Source organism: Acuticoccus kalidii, assembly GCF_021556395.1.
Lineage (GTDB): Bacteria > Pseudomonadota > Alphaproteobacteria > Rhizobiales > Amorphaceae > Acuticoccus > Acuticoccus kalidii.
Window position 1 is genome coordinate 803,990 of sequence record NZ_JAKGCS010000036.1, and the last position, 22,450, is coordinate 826,439.

At 68.4% G+C, this 22,450-nt stretch carries 10 protein-coding genes, 1 tRNA gene and 1 pseudogene; 9 read left to right on the plus strand and 3 right to left on the minus strand.

Annotated elements, in window-relative coordinates; translation table 11 throughout:
* Positions 1–57 precede the first annotated feature (57 nt).
* Positions 58–132: transfer RNA gene (locus L1787_RS24680), tRNA-Gln, on the plus strand.
* Positions 133–495: 363 nt separating this feature from the next.
* On the opposite strand, the gene L1787_RS24685 is transcribed toward L1787_RS24680, so the two are convergent.
* From L1787_RS24685 to L1787_RS24695, 3 genes are all read right to left on the minus strand, one after another.
* Positions 496–7,161 carry an autotransporter outer membrane beta-barrel domain-containing protein gene (locus L1787_RS24685; protein ID WP_235711760.1) on the minus strand — a complete coding sequence of 2,222 codons (6,666 nt, stop codon included), beginning with the start codon at positions 7,159–7,161 and terminating at the stop codon, positions 496–498.
* A gap of 354 nt (positions 7,162–7,515) precedes the next feature.
* The gene (locus L1787_RS24690) at positions 7,516–7,944 is read right to left on the minus strand and encodes a MerR family transcriptional regulator (RefSeq protein WP_235711761.1); all 429 of its coding nucleotides are present in this window, start codon (positions 7,942–7,944) and stop codon (positions 7,516–7,518) included.
* 23 nt (positions 7,945–7,967) lie between these two features.
* Positions 7,968–10,358: a heavy metal translocating P-type ATPase gene (locus L1787_RS24695; RefSeq protein WP_235711762.1), complete on the minus strand. Its 2,391-nt coding sequence runs from the start codon at positions 10,356–10,358 to the stop codon at positions 7,968–7,970.
* A gap of 253 nt (positions 10,359–10,611) precedes the next feature.
* On the opposite strand from L1787_RS24695, the pseudogene poxB reads away from it, so the two are divergent.
* The 8 genes and pseudogenes from poxB (at position 10,612) to L1787_RS24735 (ending at position 22,439) form a co-directional block, all read left to right on the plus strand.
* Positions 10,612–12,344 (plus strand): annotated as a pseudogene (gene poxB, locus L1787_RS24700) (ubiquinone-dependent pyruvate dehydrogenase).
* Positions 12,345–12,404: 60 nt separating this feature from the next.
* Entirely contained in the window at positions 12,405–13,421 is a 1,017-nt protein-coding gene (locus L1787_RS24705) for a formylglycine-generating enzyme family protein (RefSeq protein ID WP_235711763.1), read from the plus strand.
* A complete protein-coding gene (locus L1787_RS24710; RefSeq protein ID WP_235711764.1) occupies positions 13,422–13,892 on the plus strand; it encodes a pyridoxamine 5'-phosphate oxidase family protein in 471 nt (156 codons plus the stop codon).
* Positions 13,893–14,025: 133 nt separating this feature from the next.
* The gene (locus tag L1787_RS24715) at positions 14,026–17,370 is read left to right on the plus strand and encodes a transglutaminase family protein (RefSeq protein WP_235711765.1); all 3,345 of its coding nucleotides are present in this window, start codon (positions 14,026–14,028) and stop codon (positions 17,368–17,370) included.
* A gap of 93 nt (positions 17,371–17,463) precedes the next feature.
* Positions 17,464–19,881 (plus strand): circularly permuted type 2 ATP-grasp protein, encoded by a 2,418-nt coding sequence (locus L1787_RS24720; protein WP_235711766.1) that lies wholly within the window; start codon positions 17,464–17,466, stop codon positions 19,879–19,881.
* Positions 19,881–20,777, plus strand: coding sequence for a transglutaminase family protein (locus L1787_RS24725; RefSeq protein WP_235711767.1), 897 nt, complete (start codon positions 19,881–19,883; stop codon positions 20,775–20,777). The genes L1787_RS24720 and L1787_RS24725 overlap by 1 nt, the downstream gene beginning before the upstream one ends.
* A gap of 52 nt (positions 20,778–20,829) precedes the next feature.
* On the plus strand, positions 20,830–21,945 hold the full coding sequence (locus L1787_RS24730; RefSeq protein ID WP_235711768.1) for a serine hydrolase domain-containing protein: 1,116 nt from the start codon (positions 20,830–20,832) through the stop codon (positions 21,943–21,945).
* Positions 21,946–22,076: 131 nt separating this feature from the next.
* A complete protein-coding gene (locus L1787_RS24735; protein ID WP_369415136.1) occupies positions 22,077–22,439 on the plus strand; it encodes a DMT family protein in 363 nt (120 codons plus the stop codon).
* Positions 22,440–22,450: the final 11 nt, after the last annotated feature.

The following is a 22,450-nucleotide window of genomic DNA, read 5'->3' on the forward strand; positions in this document are numbered from 1 at the left end:
GACACGCGGCGAGACGGTTGCCGTCGCCGCCCGAACCGGCTAGATCACCCTCCAGATTGGGGCGTAGCCAAGTGGTAAGGCAGCGGTTTTTGGTACCGCCATGCGCTGGTTCGAATCCAGCCGCCCCAGCCACCCGGCAAGTGCGCGGCTCATTCACGGGCGCGCCGAACGCCCCTTCGCCTCTTTAGCAGCCGCCGTCACGCGATCAATGCCCCGCCCAAGCCCTCCGTGGCCGTGGCTCGGCATGATCGAGACGATCGCCGGTGCCGGGTTGACGCATGAGGCGACGACCCGGCCCAGACAGGCGGATCGTTGGAATGGGCCCCGTGTCGCGCGCGATCCGTCTGCGAAAGGCGACGGACGTCACCCCCAGGATTGGCGCGCCATACCGGGCGGCACGCGCGATCGGCCCCGGCATCGACCGCCGCGGCGGCTCGACGCGTGGACCGCGCCGGAGCGCGGTCCGTGGTGTGAGGGTCCCGAGGCCGGCCGGCGTCAGAACCGATAGCCGAGGCGCAGCGAACCGCCGTGCGACTGAACGTCGTCCGAGAAGGCGCCGTCATATTGGAGCTTCATCTCGAAACCCTCGGTCGGGGCGATATCGATGCCGACGCCCAACCGCGCGAACGTGTCGCCGAGCGACGTCTTCGTCTTGAAGGCGTCCATCGTGGGCACACCCTCGAAGCGGGCGTGCGAGGTGAAGGTGTCGTTGCTGAGGAAGGTCACGCCGGCATTTGCGAAGAGGCGTGCCGGAAGGGCCTCGGTGATGTTCACCTTCGCACCGAGCTCGAGCGAAGGGGTGAAGGCGAACAGCGTCTGGTTCTGCCCGTCGACCATGAGATTGAGCGCGCCGGCGCCGGTCTCGTTGTAGTCCTTCTGGTCGATGTTGATGATGTCGAGGTCCATCGCGGGGCGGAGATAACCCCAGTCGGAGAAGGCGTAGGTGTAGGCGCCGCGGACCCGCCCGAAGACGTAGCTCGAATCGGGATTGCCATCGACGCGATAGGCCGAGGTGCCGTGCAGCACGGTGCGCTGGCCGTCACCCCAGGTGTAGCCGCCGCCGACCGCCGCGCCGAAGAGGAAGGAGCCGATCTCCTTCTTGACCGAGACGGCCGCGAAGCCCGTGTCGGTGTCGAGCGATTGGCCGGTTCCGTGGCCGCGATAGTCGCCGCGTTCGTAGCCGATCGTGCCGCCGACGAACCAGGAGTCGGCGAGCGCGACCTGCGCACCGGCCTGGAAGCCGTAGGTGTCGACGGTGAAGCCGGGGTCGGTGCGCTGGAAACCGCCATGCTCCGCGGTGGCGCCGGTGCCCGCCATCCAGGCGCACTCGCCCTCGCCGATGAACGCGCCCTCGGTGAAGCCCTCGCAGGTCATCAGCCGCGTCGCCGTCGCGACCGCGCTCATCGGTGCGCGCGCGACGCCGCCGAGCGCGGTGTGCGAAGCGAACGAGGAGAGCATGTCTTCGAACGTCTCGTCGGTCGCCTGGTGGAAATGGGCGAAAACCTCACCGATCAGCGGGCCGCCATCGGCGGGCCGGGTGATGATCGGCGGCGCGGACGACCCGACGCCGCCGGTCTTCGTCCCGCCGCGCTGCGCCAGCGCGTCCCACGCATTCTGAAGGCCGTTCGCGACCTCCCGGTGATTGTGCAGGAATGTGTTTCCCGACTCGGCAAAGTTCGCGGATGAGACCGACGAATAGAGCCAGCCGTATTGGTCTTGTTGGACCGGCGCCATGGTGAAGACCTTGGACGACTGCACCGTTACCGACGCTCCGTCCGCCATCGTGGCCGGCTTGATGATGTCGAAATTATAGTTCGGCGCCAGGTACATCGCGTTGATGCCGACCGACCAGTCGCCCGAGAGGGTGCCGTTGAGGATGATGCTGTCCGTCCCGCCCAACCCGAGCGCGACGTCGAAATTCGCGATCATCGCGGCATAGGTGCCGTTACTGGACTGGGCGGTGAGATCGCCGTCGATCTCAGTCTGAAAGATGTTGCCCTTTCCGCCGACATCGATCGAGCCGGAGCCCGCGGCGCTCGCCATCACGGTGAGGGTGGCGACGTCGACATCGCCGGTGATGAACGTGCCGCCTTCGTTGACGGTGACGGTGCCGCTCTTGGCGATCACGTTGCCGGAGAGGGTGCCCGAAACGCCGATCGTGGTCGATCCGTTGGCCTTGCCGGTGGCCGCATAGATCGCGCCGCCATAGCCGGCCCCGACCGAGCCGCTCACGGTGCCGGTCGAGCCGATCGTGATCGTCGAGGTGGTGTTTTGCACCTGGGTCCAGACCGCCCAGCTCGACGCCGACTTGGTCTCGACCGATCCGTCGACGGTGACGTTGACGGCCGCCTCGTTGTTGGGCCCGTTGCGGTGGAGAGAGCCGGCATAGGTCGTACCGTTTTTCTCGAAGATGCCGCCGCTGCCGGCGACCGACTGAGCGATGATGCCGTGGGCGTATCGGCCCGAGGTCGAGATCGAGCTCTTGGCGTCGACCGACACCGTGACGACGCCGGAATGCCGCCCGTCGCCGCCGCTATATTTATAGTTCGCCTCATAGTCCGCATAATAGGCGTTGAGCTTCTGGGCGAGGTCCGCGGCGAAGCCGCCGCCGCCGCCGATCGACTGGGCGATCACGCCCGCCGCCCCGTCGCCAGAGGTGACGATCGAGCCCGAGGTGAGGCTCACGTTGACATCATAACCCGCGCCGCGCTGCTGATCGGAGACGAACGACACGTTGTCGATGTTTGCGGCGGTGGCCGAGATGAAGCCGCCGCCGCCGGCGATCGACTGCGCGACGATGCCCATCGAGCGGCTGGCGTTGGTGGCGATCGCCCCGCTGTGCGTCACCGTCACGTCGCCGCCATCGAGATCGTGGAGCGCCTTCTGGTCCGAATTGGAGCCGAGCGTGATGTCGATGACGTCGGACGCCTGATCGTTGTTGGTCGCCTTCGCGGCGCCGAGCGCGACGATGCCGAGGCCGCCGCCGGCGCCGATCGACTGGGCGAGCACACCGTGCGCATCGCCGCCATGGGTCGTCAGTGTCTGATCGCTCGCGATGGTGACGTTGACGGCTCCACCTGTCGCCCCGCCGGAACTCACGCTCTTGGAGCCGAGCGAGAGCTTCACCTTCGGCACCGCGAAGCCGGAGGAAAGGCCCGTTCCGCCGCCGCCGCCGATCGACTGGGCGACGATCGCGGTGGAGGCGAAGCCATATGTGGTGGTCGTACCGCCATAGACGGTGACGGTGCCGCCCGTGCCGCCGTCGCCGCCATTGGCGCCGATCGTCAGGGCGACGTCGGGCGTGTCATCGTCGCTGGAATCCGAGGAGCTGTCGCTGGATGACTTCGACACCGCGCCGGTGCCGCCGCCGCCGCCGATCGATTGGGCGTGGACGCCATGGGAGAAGGCGCCCTTCGTGGTGATGGTGCCGAGCGGGATGGTCGCGCCACTCGCGTCGGTGCCGACATAGATATTGCCGCCATTGCCGCCCGAGCCGCCGGCGCCATTGCCGATGGTGATCGTGTGGCTGGTGGTGTCGTCGTCGTCATCATCGTCGCTGGCGAGAACGCGCGCGCGCGCCGCCTCGTCGACATTGTCGTCAGCGTCGTTGTCGTCGTCGTCGTCCTTCTCCGACTGAAAGACGACGGACGACTTGCCGAGGCCCGCGGCGCCGCCGCCGCCACCGATCGACTGGATGAGAATGCCGTCGGAGAAATCGCCCGAGGTGGCGATCGTGCCGGAGTTCCAGGCATAGGCGTTCCCGCCGGTGCCGCCGCCGCCGCCATCGCCGCCGAGGCCGACGGTGACGTCCCAGTCGGCCGAATCGTTCCCCGTGCCGCCGCCACCGGAGCCGCCGCCACCGCCGATCGACTGCACCATCAGCCCGCGTGAGCCATGGCCGGAGGTGACGATCGAGCCGGTGCTGCTGACGCCGCCTCGCGCCAGCCCGCCATCGCCGGCGACACCGCCTTTCGCGCCGACATTGAGGTTGAGGCCCACCGATACGGCGTTCTTCGCGGTGCTCGACGAACCGGTGCCCGCGCCGCCGGCGCCGCCGCCGCCGCCGATCGACTGGACGAGGAGGCCGTCGGCGAGATCGCCCTTCGTCGTGACGGCGCCCTCGATATGACCGTAGGCTTCGCCGCCGTTGCCGCCCTTGCCGGATTGGCCACCGAAGGAGAGGGTGACGTTCAGGCTGTAATTCTTGGTCTCGTCGTCACCATCGGTGGCTTTGTCGTCATCGTCGTTGTCGTCATCGTCGTCGCCGAAAAGGTCGGACAGCGCCTTGGTGGCGGCCGTCGCCGTCGCGTCGCCGCCGGCGCCGCCGCCGCCGCCGACCGACTGGACGAGGACGCCGGTCGCGCCGTCCCCTTCGGTCGTCAGCGCGGCGTTCTGGTCGACGAGGCTTTCTGCCAGAGCGCCATCGCCGCCCGAGCCGCCATTGCCGCCGTGGGCGATCGAGACGTTGATCGCGACGGTGTCGGTGCCCTCTTCGTTGACCGGGAGGCCCTCGGACACAGCTTTCGCGGTCGCCGCACCGCCCGCACCACCGCCGCCGCCGATCGACTGGGTGAGGATGCCGATCGCGTCGTTGCCGGCGGTGGTGAGGGTGCCTTCGAGCGTCGCGCTCGCGGTGCCGCCTTGGCCGCCCGAACCGCCTGTGCCGCCGGTCGCGATGGCGATGGAAAAGCCGAGCCCGTCGCTGCTCGACTTCGAGGCGCCGCCCGTGCCGCCGCCGCCGCCGATCGACTGGACGTGCATGCCGAAGCCGTGGTCGCCCTTCGTGCTGATCGTGGCCGACGAGCCGCCCGTGACATAGGTCGACCCGCCGTTGCCGCCCGCACCACCGGCGCCGCCGACGCTCGTCGCGACGAACAGGCCCCACGCGCTCGCTTTGCCGCCGACGCCGCCACCACCGCCGATCGATTGGGCGATGATGCCGGCGGCATAGTTGCCCGAGGTGGCGATCGAACCGTTCGTCGTGATCGCGATGGCGCCGCCCGTGCCGCCGGGCCCGCCGGAGCCGCCGACCGCGTGAAAGAGACCCTTGGCGTTGCGGCCCGCACCGCCGCCGCCGCCGATCGATTGGCCGACAATGCCGTGCCCTTCGTCGCCATAGGTGGTGAGCGTCGCGTAGTTGTTGACGGTGACCTTGCCGCCGATGCTGCCCGAACCGGATCCGCCGAGCCCGCCGACAGAGCCTTGGCCCATGCTCGTCCCGCCGCCGCCGCCGATGGACTGGGCGAGAATGGCGATGCCGCCGCCGAGCGAATCGTCGCCGGAGCCGCTTGCCGAAGCGCCGGCGCCCGTCGGGGTCTTTCCGGTCGTCGTGATGGCGCCGTGATTCGTCACCGTCACGGCGTCGCCGTTCGCCGTCGCAAGGCCGCCGATGCTCTGCGCCGCGCTCGTATCGACGAGGCCGAGTGAGTTGGTGCTCAGCGCGTCCGAATTGGTGAGGATGCCGCCGCCGCCGCCGATCGATTGGGCGACGATGCCGTGCGCATCGGTCCCGGACACGTTGATCGTCCCGGTGTTGGTCACCGTGACGCTGCTGCTGCCCGTCGCCGTGTCGTTGGTGTCGCCCCAGACGATCGCGCTGTCACCGGCATTGTCGTAGACGGCCGTCGCCAGCGACGCGGCCGCCGACTGGGCGACGATGCCGTGCGCATAATCGCCGGTATTGGTGATGTTGAAATCACTCGTGACGTAGACGGTCCCGCCCTTGCCGGCAGAGCCGTAGGCTTGGACGTAGATGTCGTCGTTTCGTCCGGCGCCGCCGAGGGATTGGGCTAGGATGCCGATCGAGCGCGTGCCGGCGCTTTCGATCGAGCCACCGCCGGACATCGTGACCGTCGCGGTGCCCGCATCGCCCCCGGACAGGCCTTGGTCGTTGTATGAGGCGACCTGTGCCGCGCCGCCGACGGATTGGGCGAGGACGACCGACGAATCGTCGCCCGTCGTCTTGAGGAGGGTATCGGAGGAGCCGTAGGCGAGCACCGCCGCCTTGCCGCCGGCCCCGCCGCTGGCGATCCACGTGCCGACATAGACGCCCGTGCCGCCGACGCTGACGGCGGCGACCGCGGCCCCGGTCTTCCGGATCACCTGTTGCGGTCCGACATTCGTGCCGACGCCGGCGGTGGAGATCGTCCCCGTCATTGCCGCCGTTTTGGAGCCGAGATAAACGGTCGCGTCGCCGCCTTTGCCGCCTTCGCCGCCATAGACATATTGGCCGAAGGTGTTCGCCTGATAGAGCGCGTTGCCGCCATAGGACGCGGCGAACACGGCCGGTCCCGTCGACGTCGCCGAGACGTTGGCCGAGCCCGTTATCGTGATCGAGGTCGTCCCGCCATTGCCGGCTCTTTCCTTGCCGCCATTGGGGTACTGGATCGTCGACATGCCGCCGCGGCTCACCGCGAGGATGCCGCCCTTGGCGCCGGAGACGTCGCCGCTCGTCGTGATGGTGACGGCGCCGCCGACGCCGTTCTTGCCGCCGTCGACCTGGAGGCCGCCGCTCGACAGGGCATAGATTCCGGCGCCGATGCTGCTCGACACCGACGCGGTGTTGGTGATCGTGATCGCCCCGCCGGATCCCGCCGGGTTGGGGAGATAACCGCCCTCGCTCTGGCTGTACGCCTCATTGGAGCCGAGAGCCATCGAGCCGCGCGAGTAGACGGAGAGCGCGTTATATTGGGTCGATTTCTGGAACAGGAGGTCGTCAGAATGCGAGTTGTTCTGAATGATCGACGTCGTTGATGCGCTGGATCCCACCTGGATCTCAGCGTTGTTCGTGATCGTGACGTTGAGCCCGTTCCAGCCGAAGAATGACCCTTTCTTGGAGGGGGTATAGTTGCCGTCGTTGAGATAGAGGTCTTCCGTCGGCAGGTTCTGATAGTACGCATACGCGCCGCCATAGGCGTATTGCGGCGCGTCGATCGTGCCTGACGACTCGATGGTGCAGGTGAAGGTCTGCTTCGACGCCGTCCGCATCGAGTCGATATCGGCCGCGTCGAAGTCTTGCGAGCCATCGATGGTGTAACTCGTCACCGACGGGCTGCACGAGGCTTGCGCGTACGCGCGGGAATAGACCGGCAAGCCCGCGAGGGCTCCGGCAAGCGCGGTCGATTGGAAGAGCAACGACGAGGCGACCCGCCGGACCGTCACCCGACGCTGGCGCTTCGAGACCTCGCTTGGCGCTGGGGCGTCGCCTCCGTTTTGTCGCTTTTTTGCAGAATTTGCGACGGAAAAAGAACGGAGCTTTCGCGCCATGCGGAGTGTCTCCAACATCCGGCCGATCGCCTCGGCCCATGGTCATCGGGAAGGGAAGACACGCGCAAAGAACACGATCGTCCACAGACGATCTGAGGCGATCGGCGGCAAGAGGGTCAATCCCCAAACGATAGGCCGCGCCACATGATCGCCCTATTTGAGCGCCGTCGCGATGTTTGGGCAACAACGTTTACCGGAGGTCGGAAAACGGCGCTGATCGAGGATGAATATCGATCCGGCAGTTCGCGCTCAGGCGCCGATATCATCGTGCCGGGTGAGGCATTCAGAGTGGTCGCGCAGCACCTCGAGGACGCGGCAATCGGCGGCGTGGCCCCCGCTGCACTCCTCGATCATCCGATGCAGCTCGGTCTTCAGCGCGTTGAGGCGGGCGATCCGCTGCTCGACCTGCTTGAGCTGGCGGCGCGCGATCGCGTCCGCCTCGTGGCACGATTGGTCCGGGTGATCGGAGAGGCTGAGGAGCTCGCGGATCGCCTCGAGGGGGAAGCCGAGCTGACGCGCATGCCGGATGAAGGACAGCCGGTCGAAATCGGCGTCGCTATAGCGGCGCTGGCCGCCTTCCGTCCGCTCCGCCTCGGGCATCAGCCCGATCTCTTCATAATAGCGGATCGTCTGAACGCGCGTTCCGGTCTTCTGACCGAGCTTGCCGATCGTCAACATCGAGCCGTCCTCCTCGCCCGAGCCTAGGCCGGGGCGCTCTTCGCCACATGGGGGCTCGCCGCCTCAGCGTCCACTGTCGGGAGGAACGGCGCATCTTTCGCGCCGAGCAACCGGAGCGCGTTCGCGACGACCAGCAACGAAACGCCCACATCGGCGGCGATCGCGCCCCACATCGAGGCCATGCCGAAGGTGGTGAGGGCCACGAACGCGGCTTTCGTCACGAGTGAGATCGCAATGTTCTGGTGGATGATCCCCATCGTCCGGCGCGAATGGCGGATGAGCCAGGGGATCCGAGCGATATCGTCGGAGATGAGGGCGATATCGGCGGTTTCGATCGCCGCGTCCGAGCCGATCGCCCCCATCGCGATGCCATAATGTGCCCGCGCCATCGCCGGGGCGTCGTTCACCCCGTCGCCGATCATGGCGACGACCTCGTGGGTCGCGACCAGCTCTTCGATCGCCGTCACCTTGTCCTCGGGGAGGAGGCCGGCGCGCACCTCGTCGATGCCGACCTCTTCGGCGACGGCGCGCGCCGTCCGGGCATTGTCTCCCGTCAGCATGACGACCGTCCCGACGCCGAGGTCGTGGAGGGCGCTGACCAGGGCCTTCGCATCGGGCCGCACCTTGTCGCGCAATTCGAGGACGCCGAGAACGCCCGCTTCGTCGCCGATCGCGACGAGGGTGCCGCCGGCCGTCTCGATGCTGTCGCGCAGCTCCTGCGGGATCGCGTCCGCAAACCCCTTCTCGGCGGCGAAGCGATCCGAGCCGAGCCAGACGGCCTTGCCGCCGACCCGGCCCTCGACGCCGCGCCCCGGCACGGTGCGCGTCTCCTGTGCGGTTTCGATGGCGACCGCTTCCCGGTCGGCGTGGGTGAGGATGGCGCGCGCGAGGGGATGGGAGGAGCGCGTTTCGAGCGCGGCGGCGAGGGCGAGGACGGCGGAGCGATCGCCGCCGCCGAGGGCGTGGACGGTGGCGATTTCGGGCTCGCCCATCGTGATCGTGCCGGTTTTGTCGAGCGCGACGGCGCGCGTGCGCCCCGGCACCTCGACATAGACGCCGCCTTTGACGAGGACGCCCGCCCGCGCCGACGACGCGAGCGCGGCCACGATCGACACCGGCGTCGAGATGACGAGCGCACAGGGGCACGCGATGACGAGGAGGACGAGGGCGTTATAGAACCAGAAGCCCCAATCGCCCCCCGCCACCAGCGGCGGCAACAAAGCGAGCGCCACAGCGAGCGCCATCACGGCGGGGGTGTAGACCCGGGCGAATTTCTCCACCCATTGCTCCACCGGCGCGCGGCGCACCTGGGCGTCGTCGACCATACGGATGATCTTGGCGAGCACCGTGTCGGTCGCCGCTTTGGTCGCCCGGACGACGAGCGTTCCCTCGCCGTTGATCGTGCCGGCATAGACCTCGTCGCCGGCCTCCTTGGCAACGAGCGTGCTTTCGCCCGTGATCGGTGCCTGGTCGACCGCGCCCGCGCCCTCCATCACCTCGCCGTCGAGCGGAATACGGTCGCCGCCCCGCACCACGAAGCGGTCGCCGACGGCGATCTCCTCGGCGCGCACCGTCGCCTCGGTGCCGTCCGGGCGCATCAGGCGGGCGGTCGGCGGCGCGAGATCGAGGAGGGCGGACACGGCGGTCTTCGCGCGGCCGACGCTCCAGCTTTCGAGCGTCAATGAGAGCGAGAAGAGGAACGCGACGGTCGCCGCCTCGAACATATCGCCGAGGCCCAGCGCGCCGGCGATGGCGACGACCATCAAGAGGTTCATGTCAGGCGAAAGGCGCCGCGCCGACGCCCACGCCTTCGGCGCCACGAGGAACACGCCGAAGCCGATCGCGAGGGCGAACAGCAGCGCCTCGCCGGGCGGCACCGGGGTCGATCCGTGCCCGGCGAAGAGGTTGAGGGCATCGCCGAGTCCCGTCTCGACGACATGCCAGACGAGTCCCGCCGCCCAGAATACGCCGCTGAGAACGGTGAGACGCTTTTGCTTTGCGAAATGCTTCGACCGGCTCGAGGCGGCGGTCGCCTCGTTCCACGGCTCGGCCTTCATCCCGGTTTCGGCGACGAGGCGGGCAATGTCCGCGTCCGAGATCGCGTCGGCGGTATCGAGGACGATCATCCGGCCGTTGATGACGTCGAAGGCGAGATGATCGGAGCCGCCGACCGAGGGGCCGACGGCCCGGTTGAGGATCGCGACCTCTTCGGCGCAATCGAGCCCGTCGACCCGGAAGCTGCGACCCGTGCCCGCCGGCGGCACCGCGGGAATGGGTGCGTCCGCGCTGCATCCATGGTTCGCGTGCTCATGGTGCGCGTGGGCGGGCGTCTCGTCATGATCGTGCGGCGCGCAGCATGCGTTCGCGTGGGCGACGGTGCGATCCTGATGGCGCTCGATGCGGTCGGTGGGCATTTCCGATACCTCGGCTTTCCGGCAATGCACCCGAGGTAGTTGCTACAGCCACTGTAGCTTCAAGGGGGTATGGAGGATTTCTTTAAAGGCGAGCCACACCCGCCGGCGGGGCCGAACGAAGCCGGCGCACGTCGCCCGTGACGTCACGCGCTCTTGTGTGGTTTGATCGCGTCGGGCAGCCAGAACATGCGCCACGCGCAGCGCATTTCGGCTATCGAATGCAGTCGTGAGCGATGAACAGCCGGGGGATGGAATGGCGAAACTGGTTGCCGACATGGTCGTCGAACTCCTCGAACGGGCCGAGGTGGAACGGATCTGGGGTGTCGTCGGCGACAGCCTCAACGGCTTGACGGAGGCGCTCCGACAGCGCGGCACGATCGAATGGATGCACGTCCGCCACGAGGAGGCCGCGGCCTTCGCCGCCGCCGGCGAATCCCAAGTGACCGGCCGCCTCGCGGTGTGCGCGGGCTCGTGCGGTCCGGGCAATCTTCATCTGGTGAACGGCCTTTTCGACGCCCAACGCACGCGCACCCCCGTCCTCGCGATCGCCGCGCAGATCCCGTCCCAGGAGATTGGCGGGGCCTATTTCCAGGAGACGCACCGCAAAACCTCTTCCAAGAGTGCAGCGTCTATTGCGAGATGGTCTCAAACCCTGAGCAGATGCCCTATGTGCTCGCGAATGCGATCCGCGCGGCGATCGGCGAGCGGGGCGTCGCGGTCGTGGTCCTGCCGGGCGATGTCGCGCTCCGCGAGGCGTCGTCGCGCCCGCTACCGCCTCGCGCCGGCCTCATTCCCCCGGTGCCGCGCGTGCTCCCGGCGGAGCCGGAACTCGATCGCTTCGCCGAGATGCTGAACGGGGCGAAGAAGGTGACGCTGTTCTGCGGCCGCGGCTGTGCCGGGGCACACGCCGAGCTGATGGCCTTCGCCGAGGCGATGAAGAGCCCCATCGTCCACACCCTCGGCGGCAAGGAATTCGTCGAGCACGACAACCCGTTCGACGTCGGCATGACCGGGCTGATCGGCTTTTCCTCCGGCTACGAGGCGATCGCGGCGTGCGACCTTCTCGTCATGCTGGGGACCGACTTTCCCTATAAGCAGTTCATCCCCGAGACGAAGCCGGTCATCCAGGTCGACATCCGGCCCGAGCATCTCGGCCGGCGGGCGAAGATCGAGCTCGGCATTGTCGGCGATGTCGGCGCGACGCTCGCGGCGGTGACGCCGAAGCTCGAGGCGCGGACCGACAGCGCCCACCTCGACGACAGCAAGGCCCGCTATGTCCGCGCCCGCGAGGGGCTCGACGATCTTGCCAAGGGCACCCCGGGTCGCAAGCCGATCCACCCGCAATATCTCGCCAAGCTCGTCAGCGAGGCGGCGGACGAGGACGCCGCCTTCACCTTCGATGTCGGCACGCCGACGATATGGGCCGCGCGCTATGTCACGATGAACGGCAAGCGCCGGCTGATCGGTTCGCTCAATCACGGCTCGATGGCGAACGCGATGCCGCAGGCGATGGGCATCCAGGCGGCCTTCCCGGAACGTCAGGTCGTCTCGTTGTCCGGCGATGGCGGTTTCACGATGATGATGGGCGACATCATCTCGATGACCCAGCTCAAGTTGCCGGTGAAGATCGTCATCTTCAACAATGGCGTCTTGGGGTTCGTCGCGCTCGAAATGAAGGCGGCGGGCTTCGTCGAGATCGGAACGGATCTCGAAAACCCCGATTTCGCGGCGATGGCCCGTGCGGTCGGGATCCACGCGATCCGCGTCGAGGATCCTGGCGACCTTCCGGGCGCGGTCAAGGACATCTTCGCCCATGACGGGCCGGCGCTGCTCGATGTCGTCACGGCGACGAACGAGTTGTCCATGCCGCCGACGATCGAGGCGAAGGAGGTGAAGGGCTTCAGCCTCTGGCTCTTGCGGGCGGTGATGAGCGGGCGCGGCGACGCCGTCCTCGACCTCGCGCGCACCAACCTCCTGCCGCGCTGAAGGCGAGGCGGGGGACGCGAAAAACGCCGCGGCGTGACGACCGCCATAGAGGAGGCGCCGATGGCCTTGCCGCTCGATGAAGACGCACCGCCGGGGAAGGGATGCTGTGTCCCCGCCGCCGAACGGGCTTCGGCGTCGGCCGCTCTTCAGGAGCAAGGCTCGGCCGCCGTGCGGGACGGTTCGGCGCGGGCCGACGCGTCGACGCGCGCCGCGCTCATCCAAGGTGCGGTTCCGATCGGAGGCGGCCTCGTCGCCGTCGGCACCAAGGCACCGAAGATCGAGCTCGACGGGGAGGGGCCGCCGCGCAAGGTGCGCATCGCGCCGTTTCTCATGGCCCGCCACACCGTCACCAATGCCGAGTTCGCCGCCTTTTGCGCCGCGACCGGCCACGTCACCGACGCCGAGCGCTATGGGTGGTCCTTCGTGTTTGTCGGGCTCCTCGCGGGTGGCGCGGCGGCGGGGCGGCGCAACCCCGATGCGCCATGGTGGATTGCCGTCGACGGCGCCACCTGGGATCACCCCGAAGGCCCCGCGACGACCCTCGATCGGCGCGAGGCGCACCCCGTCACGCACGTCTCCTGGAACGACGCTGCCGCCTATGCGGCATGGGCCGGAGCGCGCCTTCCGAGTGAAGCCGAATGGGAGCACGCGGCGCGCGGCGGCCTCGCCGATCCGCGCTATCCTTGGGGCGACCAGGATCCGGGCGACGCCGGCTTCCTGCCCTGCAATATCTGGCAAGGCCGCTTTCCCGATCACGACACCGCCGCCGACGGCTATCGCGGCACGGCGCCCGTCGGCAGCTTTCCCGGCAACGGCTACGGTCTTCACGAGATGTCCGGCAATGTGTGGGAGTGGTCGGCCGATCCGTTCCGGGTGCGCTCCCTCAAGAAGGCGGCCCGCCAGCGCGCCCGCGACATGGCGGCGAGCGACGCGAAGCTCCTGAAGGGCGGTTCGTTCCTCTGTCATGTCTCGTATTGCTGGCGCTACCGGATCGCCGCCCGCACCGGCAACGCGCCCGACAACACGGCAAGCCACACCGGCTTTCGCATCGCCTTCGACGCACCCGCCGCGGCTTGAATGGGAACGCCGTTCGATCCCGAAATCGTCCTTTCCCGCCCGCTGATGGCGAACATCGCCACCGTTGCGGCGGACGGCGCGCCGCGCAACGCGCCGGTCTGGTTCATCTGGGAGGACGGCGCGCTCTGGATACCCGGCAACCGGAACGGCAGCACCGTGACGCGGCTTTTGCGCGATCCGCGCTGTGCGGTCGAGATCGTCGACTACGAGAACGCGGCGGGTGTTCTTCTCCATCTCGGCCTGCGCGGCCGGGCGACGGTCGAGGCGATGGACGGCGCCCGCTTTCGCCGCCTCCTCGCCAACTATCTCGGCGCGGAGGAGACCTGGAACGCCTGGTTCGTGGGCGAGATCGCGGCGATCGACGACCCGGACGGGCGACTGGTCCGCCTTGCGCCGGAGAGCGTCTTCACCAACAACGTGTCCTTCTTCCGCACCGGCCCCGCGCTCGCCTGGCCGCCAAGGGCGCCCTGAGCGCCGATCCGACCCACGTCGCGACGCTCGTCTTCAACCGCGCCGCGTGTTCGGCGGTGGCCGAGTGGCAGGGATTGTGCAATGAGCCAATTCGCTAAGATGCCAACGACGTTCTGAGGGCGGTCGCGCGACGATGTCTATCAAAGCTGCCATCTACCACCTCACGCATTATCAATATGACCGTCCGGTCACGCTGGGGCCGCAGGTCATCCGCCTTCGGCCGTCCCCGCACAGCCGGACGCGGGTGATCTCGCACTCCCTCAAGGTGAGCCCCGCGAATCATTTCGTGAATCACCAGCAGGACCCGTACGGCAACTGGCTCGCCCGCTTCGTCTTCCCCGAGCCGGTGCGCGAGTTGAAGATCGAAGTCGATCTCGTCGCCGACATGACGGTCTATAATCCGTTCGACTTCTTCGTCGAGGACACCGCCGAGACATGGCCCTTCGCCTACGCGGAGGAGATCGCCGACGATCTCGCGATCTACCGCGTCACGGAGCCGGTGGGGCCGCTCTTCGAGGCGTTCCTGTCCTCGATCGACCGCACGCCGCACCGCACCGTCGACATGATCGTCGCTCTCAACGCGCGCCTTGCGAGCGAGATCGGCTATGTCATCCGAATGGAGCCGGGCGTTCAGTCGCCGGAAGAGACGCTGACGGTGAAGACCGGCTCTTGCCGGGACACGTCGTGGCTCCTTGTCCAGACCCTGCGCCATCTCGGCTTCGCGGCCCGGTTCACCTCCGGCTATCTCATCCAGTTGAAGCCCGATCTCGTCGCGCTCGACGGGCCGGCCGGGACCGACCACGACTTCACCGACCTGCACGCCTGGGCGGAGGTCTATTTGCCGGGCGCGGGCTGGATCGGTCTTGATCCCACCTCCGGCCTTCTCACCGGCGAAAGTCACATCCCGCTCGCCGCGACGCCGCATTATCGCAACGCCGCCCCGATCCACGGCCTCGCGAGCGCCGCCAACGTCGATTTCGCCTTCGAGATGGACGTGAAGCGCGTCGCCGAGCATCCGCGCATCACCAAGCCGTTCTCGGAGGAGGCGTGGCAGGCGTTGAACCGGCTCGGCGAGGAGGTCGACGTTTCGCTCGCCGCCGGCGATGTGCGACTCACGATGGGCGGCGAACCGACCTTCGTCTCGGTCGACGATTTCGAAGCCGGTGAGTGGAACACCGACGCCGTCGGCCCCACCAAGCGCGAGCGGGCCGATATCCTCATCCGCAAGCTGCGTGAGCGCTTCGCCCCCGGCGGCTTCCTCCATTATGGCCAGGGCAAGTGGTATCCGGGCGAGACGCTGCCGCGGTGGACCTTCTCGCTCTATTGGCGGCGTGACGCGACGCCCGTCTGGTCGAACGCGGACCTCGTCGCCCCCGAAGGCGTCGCGACGGACGCAAGGCCGGAGGATGCGGGCCGGCTGATGGGCTCGATCGCCGACGCGCTCGGCATTCCGGGCGACTATGTGGCGCCCGCTTTTGAGGATCCGGCCGAATGGATCCTGCGGGAATCGCAGCTCCCGGAGAACGTGACGCCTCAGGATTCCAAGCTCGAGGACGCCGAGGCCCGCGCGCGCATCGCGACGGTCTTTTCGCGCGGTCTTTCCGAGCCGGCGGGTTATGTCCTGCCGGTCCAGCGTTGGCAGGCGAGGAGCCAGGGGCAGCGTTGGGTCTCGGAGAAATGGCGGACCCGGCGCGGCCACCTCCTCCTGGTGCCGGGCGACAGTCCGGTCGGCTATCGCCTGCCGCTCGCCTCGCTCAACCATATTCCGCCGTCCCAATATCCCTACGTCAACACCGCCGATCCGACGGTGGAGCGCCCGCCGCTGCCCGATTTCCGCACCGAGGACGCGATCGCGGCCGAGATGGGCGGCGACCGCCCGCAACCAGTCGCCCAGTTCACCGCCGCGACGGCCACCCAGGCGCGGGTCGAGCAGACCCTCGGCGACGAGATCGAAGGGCAGGTGCGCACCGCGATGTCGGCCGAGCTGCGCGACGGGCGGCTTTGCGTCTTCGTTCCACCGGTCGAGAGCGTGGAGGACTATCTCGAAATTCTCGCCGCGATCGAGGCGGCGGCGGAGCGCGTCGGTCTGCCGGTCCATATCGAGGGGTATGCCCCGCCGACCGATCCGCGCCTCAACGTGATCCGCGTCGCGCCCGATCCGGGTGTCATCGAGGTGAACATCCACCCCGCCGCGAACTGGCAGGAGTGCGTCGCGACGACGGAAGGCGTCTACGAGGCGGCGCGTGAATCCCGCCTCGGCGCGGACAAGTTCATGATCGACGGCAAGCACACCGGCACCGGCGGCGGCAATCACGTCGTCGTCGGCGGCGCGACGCCGATGGATTCGCCGTTCCTGCGCCGGCCGGACCTCCTCAAGAGCCTGATCCTTTATTGGCAGCGTCGCCCGAGCCTTTCCTACCTCTTTTCCGGTCTCTTTATCGGGCCGACGAGCCAGGCCCCGCGGATCGACGAGGGACGACACGACGCGCTCTACGAGCTCGAGATCGCGCTCGCCCAGATTCCGCGGCCGGGGGAGGGGACGGCGCCGCTTCCGTGGCTCACCGATCGGCTCCTGCGCAATATCCTCGTCGACGTCACCGGCAACACGCATCGGGCGGAGATCTGCATCGACAAGCTCTATTCGCCCGATGGTCCGACCGGGCGGCTCGGCCTCGTCGAGTTTCGCGGCTTCGAAATGCCGCCCGACCCGCGCATGAGCCTTGCCCAGCAGGTGCTCTTGCGCGCCATCATCGCCCGCCTCTGGCACCATCCCCTCAGCGGCGAGCCGACACGCTGGGGAACGCGCCTTCATGACCGCTTCATGCTGCCGCAAGTCCTGTGGGAGGATTTCCTGGAGGTGCTCGACGATCTCGGCGAGCACGGCTTCCCGTTCCGCTCGGACTGGTATGAGGCGCAGGCCGAATTCCGCTTTCCCTTCTGCGGCGAGATCGAGGTCGAAGGGGTGCGCCTCGAGCTGCGGCAGGCGCTGGAGCCGTGGCACGTTCTCGGCGAGGTCGGCGCGATCGGTGGCACGGTGCGCTATACCGATTCCTCCACCGAGCGCCTTCAGGTGAAGCTCACCACCACCAATCCCGAGCGCTACCGGGTGACGGCGAACCGGCGCGTCGTGCCGATGACGGCGACCCGGACGGGCGGCGCCAGCGTCGGCGGCGTGCGCTATAAAGCCTGGCAGCCGGCGATGGCGCTCCATCCGGTGGTGCCGGTCGACGCGCCCTTGGTGTTCGACATTTTCGACACCTGGTCGGGCCGCGCCATCGGGGGCTGCGTCTATCATGTCGCCCATCCCGGTGGGCGGAGCTACGACACATTTCCTGTCAACAGCAACGAAGCCGAGGCGCGCCGCCTTGCGCGCTTCGAGCCGCACGGTCACACTCCCGGCCTTTATATGCCCGCTCCAGAGCGGGGCCATCCGGAGTTCCCGATGACGCTCGATTTGAGACGTGGGCCCGGCGTCTAGGGCGCGGGCGACCCGCGGCGTCGCGATCGGCGGGGAGCCGCGTCCGGCGCCATGCCGGCGTTGCCGCGCGTCGCGGACGGGAGCGGGAGAGCGATGACGGAGCGCGCCCTTCCGTCGAAGGCGGCGGCACGCGAGGCGCGGATCGCACGGCTTCTCGCGCATTACCGCCCTCTCGACGGGGTCGCGGACGAGCTTCTGACCGCCGACGGTGCGATCCGCCCGGTCTGGGCCGAGTTCGTCGCCGCGCTCGCCGATATGGACGCCGAGGAGATCGCGCTGCGGCGCGCGCGGGGCGATCAGTATCTGAGCGACGCGGGCGTCTATTATCGCCGATATGGCGCGGAGGGCGTGGCGGAGCGCGGCTGGCCGCTCAGCCACGTTCCGATCCTCATCGATGAAACAGAGTGGGAGGCGATCGGCGCCGGTCTCGTCCAGCGGGCGGATCTCCTCGAGGCTGTCGTTGCCGATATCTATGGCGAGAACCGTCTCGTCGCGCGGGGGGATCTTCCGGCGGCGCTTGTCGCCGGCAATCCGGAGTGGCTGCGTCCCCTCGTCGGCGTCACGCCGCGGGGCGGGCATTTCCTGCACTTTCTCGCCTTCGATATCGGGCGCGGGCCGCAGGGCCAATGGTGGGTGCTCGGCGATCGCGCGCAGGCCCCGTCCGGCGCCGGCTTCGCGCTCGAGAACCGCATCGCGACGACGCGCATCTATCCCGACCATCTCGCCCGCGCGAACGTCCACCGCCTCGCCGGTTTCTTCCGCACCTTCCGCGACTCGCTCCTGGCGCTTCGCGGGACGGAGCGGAGCCGCGTCGGCGTCCTGACGCCGGGGCCGATGAACGACACCTATTTCGAGCACGCTTACATCGCGCGCTATCTCGGCTTCACCCTCCTCGAAGGCGAGGATCTGAGGGTGCGGGACGGACGGCTGATGGTGCGCACCGTCGCCGGCCTCAACCCGGTCAGCGTCCTCTGGCGCCGGCTCGACGGGGCCTATGCCGATCCCTTGGAACTCGCCGAGACGTCGGCGCTCGGCACGCCCGGCCTCGTCGGCGCGGTGCGGGCGGGCAACGTCACCCTCGTCAACGCCCTCGGCTCCGGCATCGTCGAGACAAGGGCGCTCCTCGCCTTCCTGCCGCGCATCTGCGAGGCGCTGACCGGCGCGCCGCTCGCCATCCCCAATATCGCCACCTGGTGGTGCGGTGAGCGAGGCGCGCGCGAGGCGGTGAAGGCGAACGCGACGCGCATGTCGATCGGCAGCGCCTATTCCTCCGGCATCCTCTTCGACGCGAACGAGCCGCACGCCGTGGCGGGCGTCTTCAACCGCGATGTCGGCCGCTCCCTCCCTGACTGGATCGACGAGAAAGGCGGCGATCTCGTCGGCCAGGAGGTCGTGACCTTGTCGACGACGCCGGCCTTTGCGGGCGGTGGTCTCGTCCCGCGGCCGATGAGCCTGCGCGTCTTCCTGGTGCGCACGGCGGACGGGTGGCGGGTGATGCCGGGCGGTTTTGCCCGGATCGGCCACGACGAGGGATCCTCCGCGCTCGCGCTGCAACATGGCGGAAGCGCGGCCGACGTCTGGGTCGTCGCCGATCATCCGGTGCCGGACGAGACGATGCTCGCCGCGCCCTCCGCGCCCTTCGTGCGGCCGCAGCCGATGGTGCTGCCGAGCCGGGCGGCCGACAATCTCTTCTGGCTCGGCCGCTATATGGAGCGGACCGAGCACACCGTGCGCCTCTTGCGCGCCCACAATATCCGCATCGCCGAGGCCGCCTCCGACGACACGCCCGTGCTCGCTCACTCGCGCGCCTATCTCGCCGGGCTGGGCGTCGATGCGGCCGAGGGGATGCCCGACGCGCTCGTCCAGACGGTCGAGGCGGCGGCCGCCGCGGCGGCGAAGATCCGCGATCGCTTCTCGGTCGACGGGTGGAATGCGCTGAGCGATCTCTCGCAAACGATCCAGAGCCTGTCCGGCCGGATCACACCCGGCGATGACGGGGCGCGGGCGATGGGGCTCCTGCTGCGCAAGATGTCGAGCTTTTCCGGGCTCGTCCACGAGAACATGTACCGCCTCACCGGCTGGCGCTTCATGAGCATCGGCCGGGCGATCGAGCGGGCCTCCTCGATGACGAAGCTCCTCGCCGCCTTCGCCGATCCCGCCGCGCCGGAAGGCTCGCTCGACTATGCGGTCGAGGTCGCCGACAGCGAGATGTCGCATCGGCGGCGCTATGCGGTGGCGACCAACCGGTCCACCGTCGTCGACCTCCTGGCGCTCGACCCGCTCAATCCGCGCGCCGTGATCCACCAGCTCAACGATATCGACCGGCATGTCGAGGCCTTGCCCGGCTCCGAGGAGCACCGGCAGTTGACGCCGATGCAGCGCATCACTTTGAAGGCCCGCGCCGCCTTCGCCGTCGAAACACCGGAAACGCTCGACACGGCGATGCTCCTTGCGCTCGACGCGGAGATTCTCGCGATGTCCGACATCCTCGCCGCGTCCTATCTCGACTGATGCTCTACGACGTCTCCATACGCGTGAAATATCGCTATGACGCGAACGTGTCGGCGAGCCGCGATCTCGTGATGCTGACCCCGCTCGACGTCGCGAACGCGCAGCGCGTCATCCTGAGCGCGCTCACCGTCGACCCGAAGCCCGACGAATGGAACGGCCGGCGGGACTTTTTCGGCAACAACGTCGTCGAGATCGCGTTTCACGAGCCCCATCGCGACGTGACCTTCGCGCTGAAGGCGCGTGTCGAGCGGATGGCGAGCGGGCCGAGCCTCGACCTCTCGCCGCGCCTTGCCGATCTCGCGGGCGAGATCGCGAGCCATCGAAGCCTTGCCGGCCGCGCGCCGCATCATTTCGTGGGCGCCTCGCCCCGCATCCCTCTCGCGGCGGAGACGACGCGTTATGCGCGGGCGGTCGCGGGCCGCGCGCCGAGCGTTCTTGCGGCGGTGGTCGCGGTCGGGGAGGCGCTGCATCGCGATATCGCCTATCGGCCGGGGGTGACCACCGTGTCGACGCCGCTCCTCGATGCGTTCCGGGCCCGCCACGGGGTGTGCCAGGACTTCACCCACATCATGATCGCGTGCCTGCGCGGGCTCGCCATTCCGGCGGGATATGTGAGCGGATGTCTGCGCACGCTTCCGCCGCCGGGAGAGGCGCGGCTCGAGGGAGCGGATGCGACGCACGCCTGGGTCTCGGCCTGGTGCGGGGCCGAACTCGGCTGGGTCGAATACGATCCCACCAACGCCTGCCTCGCCGGTGCGGACCACATCGTGATCGCTTATGGCCGCGACTATGGCGATGTCGCGCCGGTGCGCGGCGTCACCCGCACCGCGGGCGGCCATTCGAGCGATCAGGCCGTCGACGTCATTCCGGTCGAAAGCGCCGTCGCGACCGGATAGCATGAGGGGCCGGCCCGCAATGGCCGGCACAATGATGCTTGACGGAGGTGGCATGACCCGACGATCGATCCGCGGCGCGATGGCAGGCGCCGTTCTCGCCCTCGCCCAGTTCAATCCGGCGGCGGCCGACGAGACGGTGAGCGCTGCCGCGCGGCAGATGATCGAGGATCGGCTCGAAACGATCCGCGCGGAGGAGGGGGTGACGGCGGTGATCGTCGGCCTCGTCGAAGGCGATGGGGAGCCCACGATCGCCGCCGTCGGCACGTCGATGACGAACGTCCTCGCGCAGCCCTCGATGCACTTTCGCACCGGCGCGGTGGCGATCGGCGCGCAGACCACGATCCTCCTTCAGCTCGTCGACGAGGGGATCGTGGCGCTCGACGATACGATCGACACCTGGCTTCCCGACTATCCTGAGGCGGACAAGGTCACGCTGCGCATGCTCGCCGACTGCACGTCCGGCTATGCGGACTATGTGACCGATCCGGGCTTCGTGGCGGCGTTCGAGGCGGACGTCTTCCGCGACTGGACGACCGAGGAGCTTCTCGACGTCGCCTTCGCCCGCGGCATGGTGTTCGAGCCGGGGACGGGCTTTCAGTACGCCCACACCAACTATCTCGTCCTCGGCGAGGCGCTCGCGAAGGCGACCGACACGACCTATCGCTCACTCCTGCAGAAGCGGATCATCGAGCCGCTCAATCTCGGCCAGACCGAGATCTGGGACAGCCCGTCGATCCTCGAGCCGGCGCTTCACGCCTATACGACCGAGCGCGGCGTCTTCGAGGACTCCACCTTCTGGAACCCGTCCTGGACCGCCGACACCGGCCCGATGAACGCCGATATGGCCGATACGATGACCCTCATCCGCGCGCTCGCGGCGGGCGAGACGATTTCGCCGGAAAGCCTCGAGACGATGCGCGCGGCGAAAACGCTCGGCCTCGGCGGCAACGCGCCGGACCGGCATTTCAGCCTCGGGATGGAGTTCGTTGGCCCGTGGATCCAGAAGACGTTCAGCTTCGGCGGCTATGGCGGGCTGGCGGCCTATCGCCCGGACATGGACGTGACGCTGGTCGTGGTCGCGACGCTCGGACCGGCCTCCGATCCCGACATCAATCCGGCGGCCGCGATCTTCGGCGCGATCGCGCAGACGCTGGCGCCGAAGGAGTAGCCGGCGCGGCGTCGGCGGAGCTCGGGGATCCGGGCGCCGCCTGCGCCGATCGTGTGGATAATGTCGATTTCGCGCTGGCGGACGCGCCGCGCTGAGCCATGAGCTTATGCCGCAATGGAGGGCGGCCTCGGGTGTTCAGTTCGTCGTTGTGGCCGGCGCTCGCGCCGATCGTGTTGCTGCTTGCCTCGAACATTTTCATGACGGTCGCCTGGTACGGGCACCTCCGGTTTCACGGTGCGCCGTTGTGGCTCGTCATCGTCGCGAGCTGGGGGATCGCCTTCTTCGAGTATTGTCTCGCGGTGCCCGCCAACCGGATCGGTTACACGGTCTGGTCGGCGGCGGAGCTGAAGACGATGCAGGAGGTGATCACCCTCGTCGTCTTCTCCGGGTTCGCGACCATCTATCTCGGCGAGCAGCTCACCTGGAACCACGCGGTGGGCTTCGCTTTCATCGCGTTCGGTGCGTTCTTCGTGTTCGCGAAGCCGCTCGGCTAGGCGTCGCCGCG

What these genes read in the sequence shown, in the direction of transcription:
- L1787_RS24710 (WP_235711764.1), top strand. Translation starts at nt 13,422, where the DNA reads ATGGGAACGCCGTTCGATCCCGAAATCGTCCTTTCCCGCCCGCTGATG.
- L1787_RS24705 (WP_235711763.1), top strand. Translation starts at nt 12,405, where the DNA reads ATGGCCTTGCCGCTCGATGAAGACGCACCGCCGGGGAAGGGATGCTGT.
- L1787_RS24690 (WP_235711761.1), bottom strand. Translation starts at nt 7,944, where the DNA reads ATGTTGACGATCGGCAAGCTCGGTCAGAAGACCGGAACGCGCGTTCAG.
- L1787_RS24715 (WP_235711765.1), top strand. Translation starts at nt 14,026, where the DNA reads ATGTCTATCAAAGCTGCCATCTACCACCTCACGCATTATCAATATGAC.
- L1787_RS24720 (WP_235711766.1), top strand. Translation starts at nt 17,464, where the DNA reads ATGACGGAGCGCGCCCTTCCGTCGAAGGCGGCGGCACGCGAGGCGCGG.
- L1787_RS24695 (WP_235711762.1), bottom strand. Translation starts at nt 10,358, where the DNA reads ATGCCCACCGACCGCATCGAGCGCCATCAGGATCGCACCGTCGCCCAC.
- L1787_RS24725 (WP_235711767.1), top strand. Translation starts at nt 19,881, where the DNA reads ATGCTCTACGACGTCTCCATACGCGTGAAATATCGCTATGACGCGAAC.
- L1787_RS24730 (WP_235711768.1), top strand. Translation starts at nt 20,830, where the DNA reads ATGACCCGACGATCGATCCGCGGCGCGATGGCAGGCGCCGTTCTCGCC.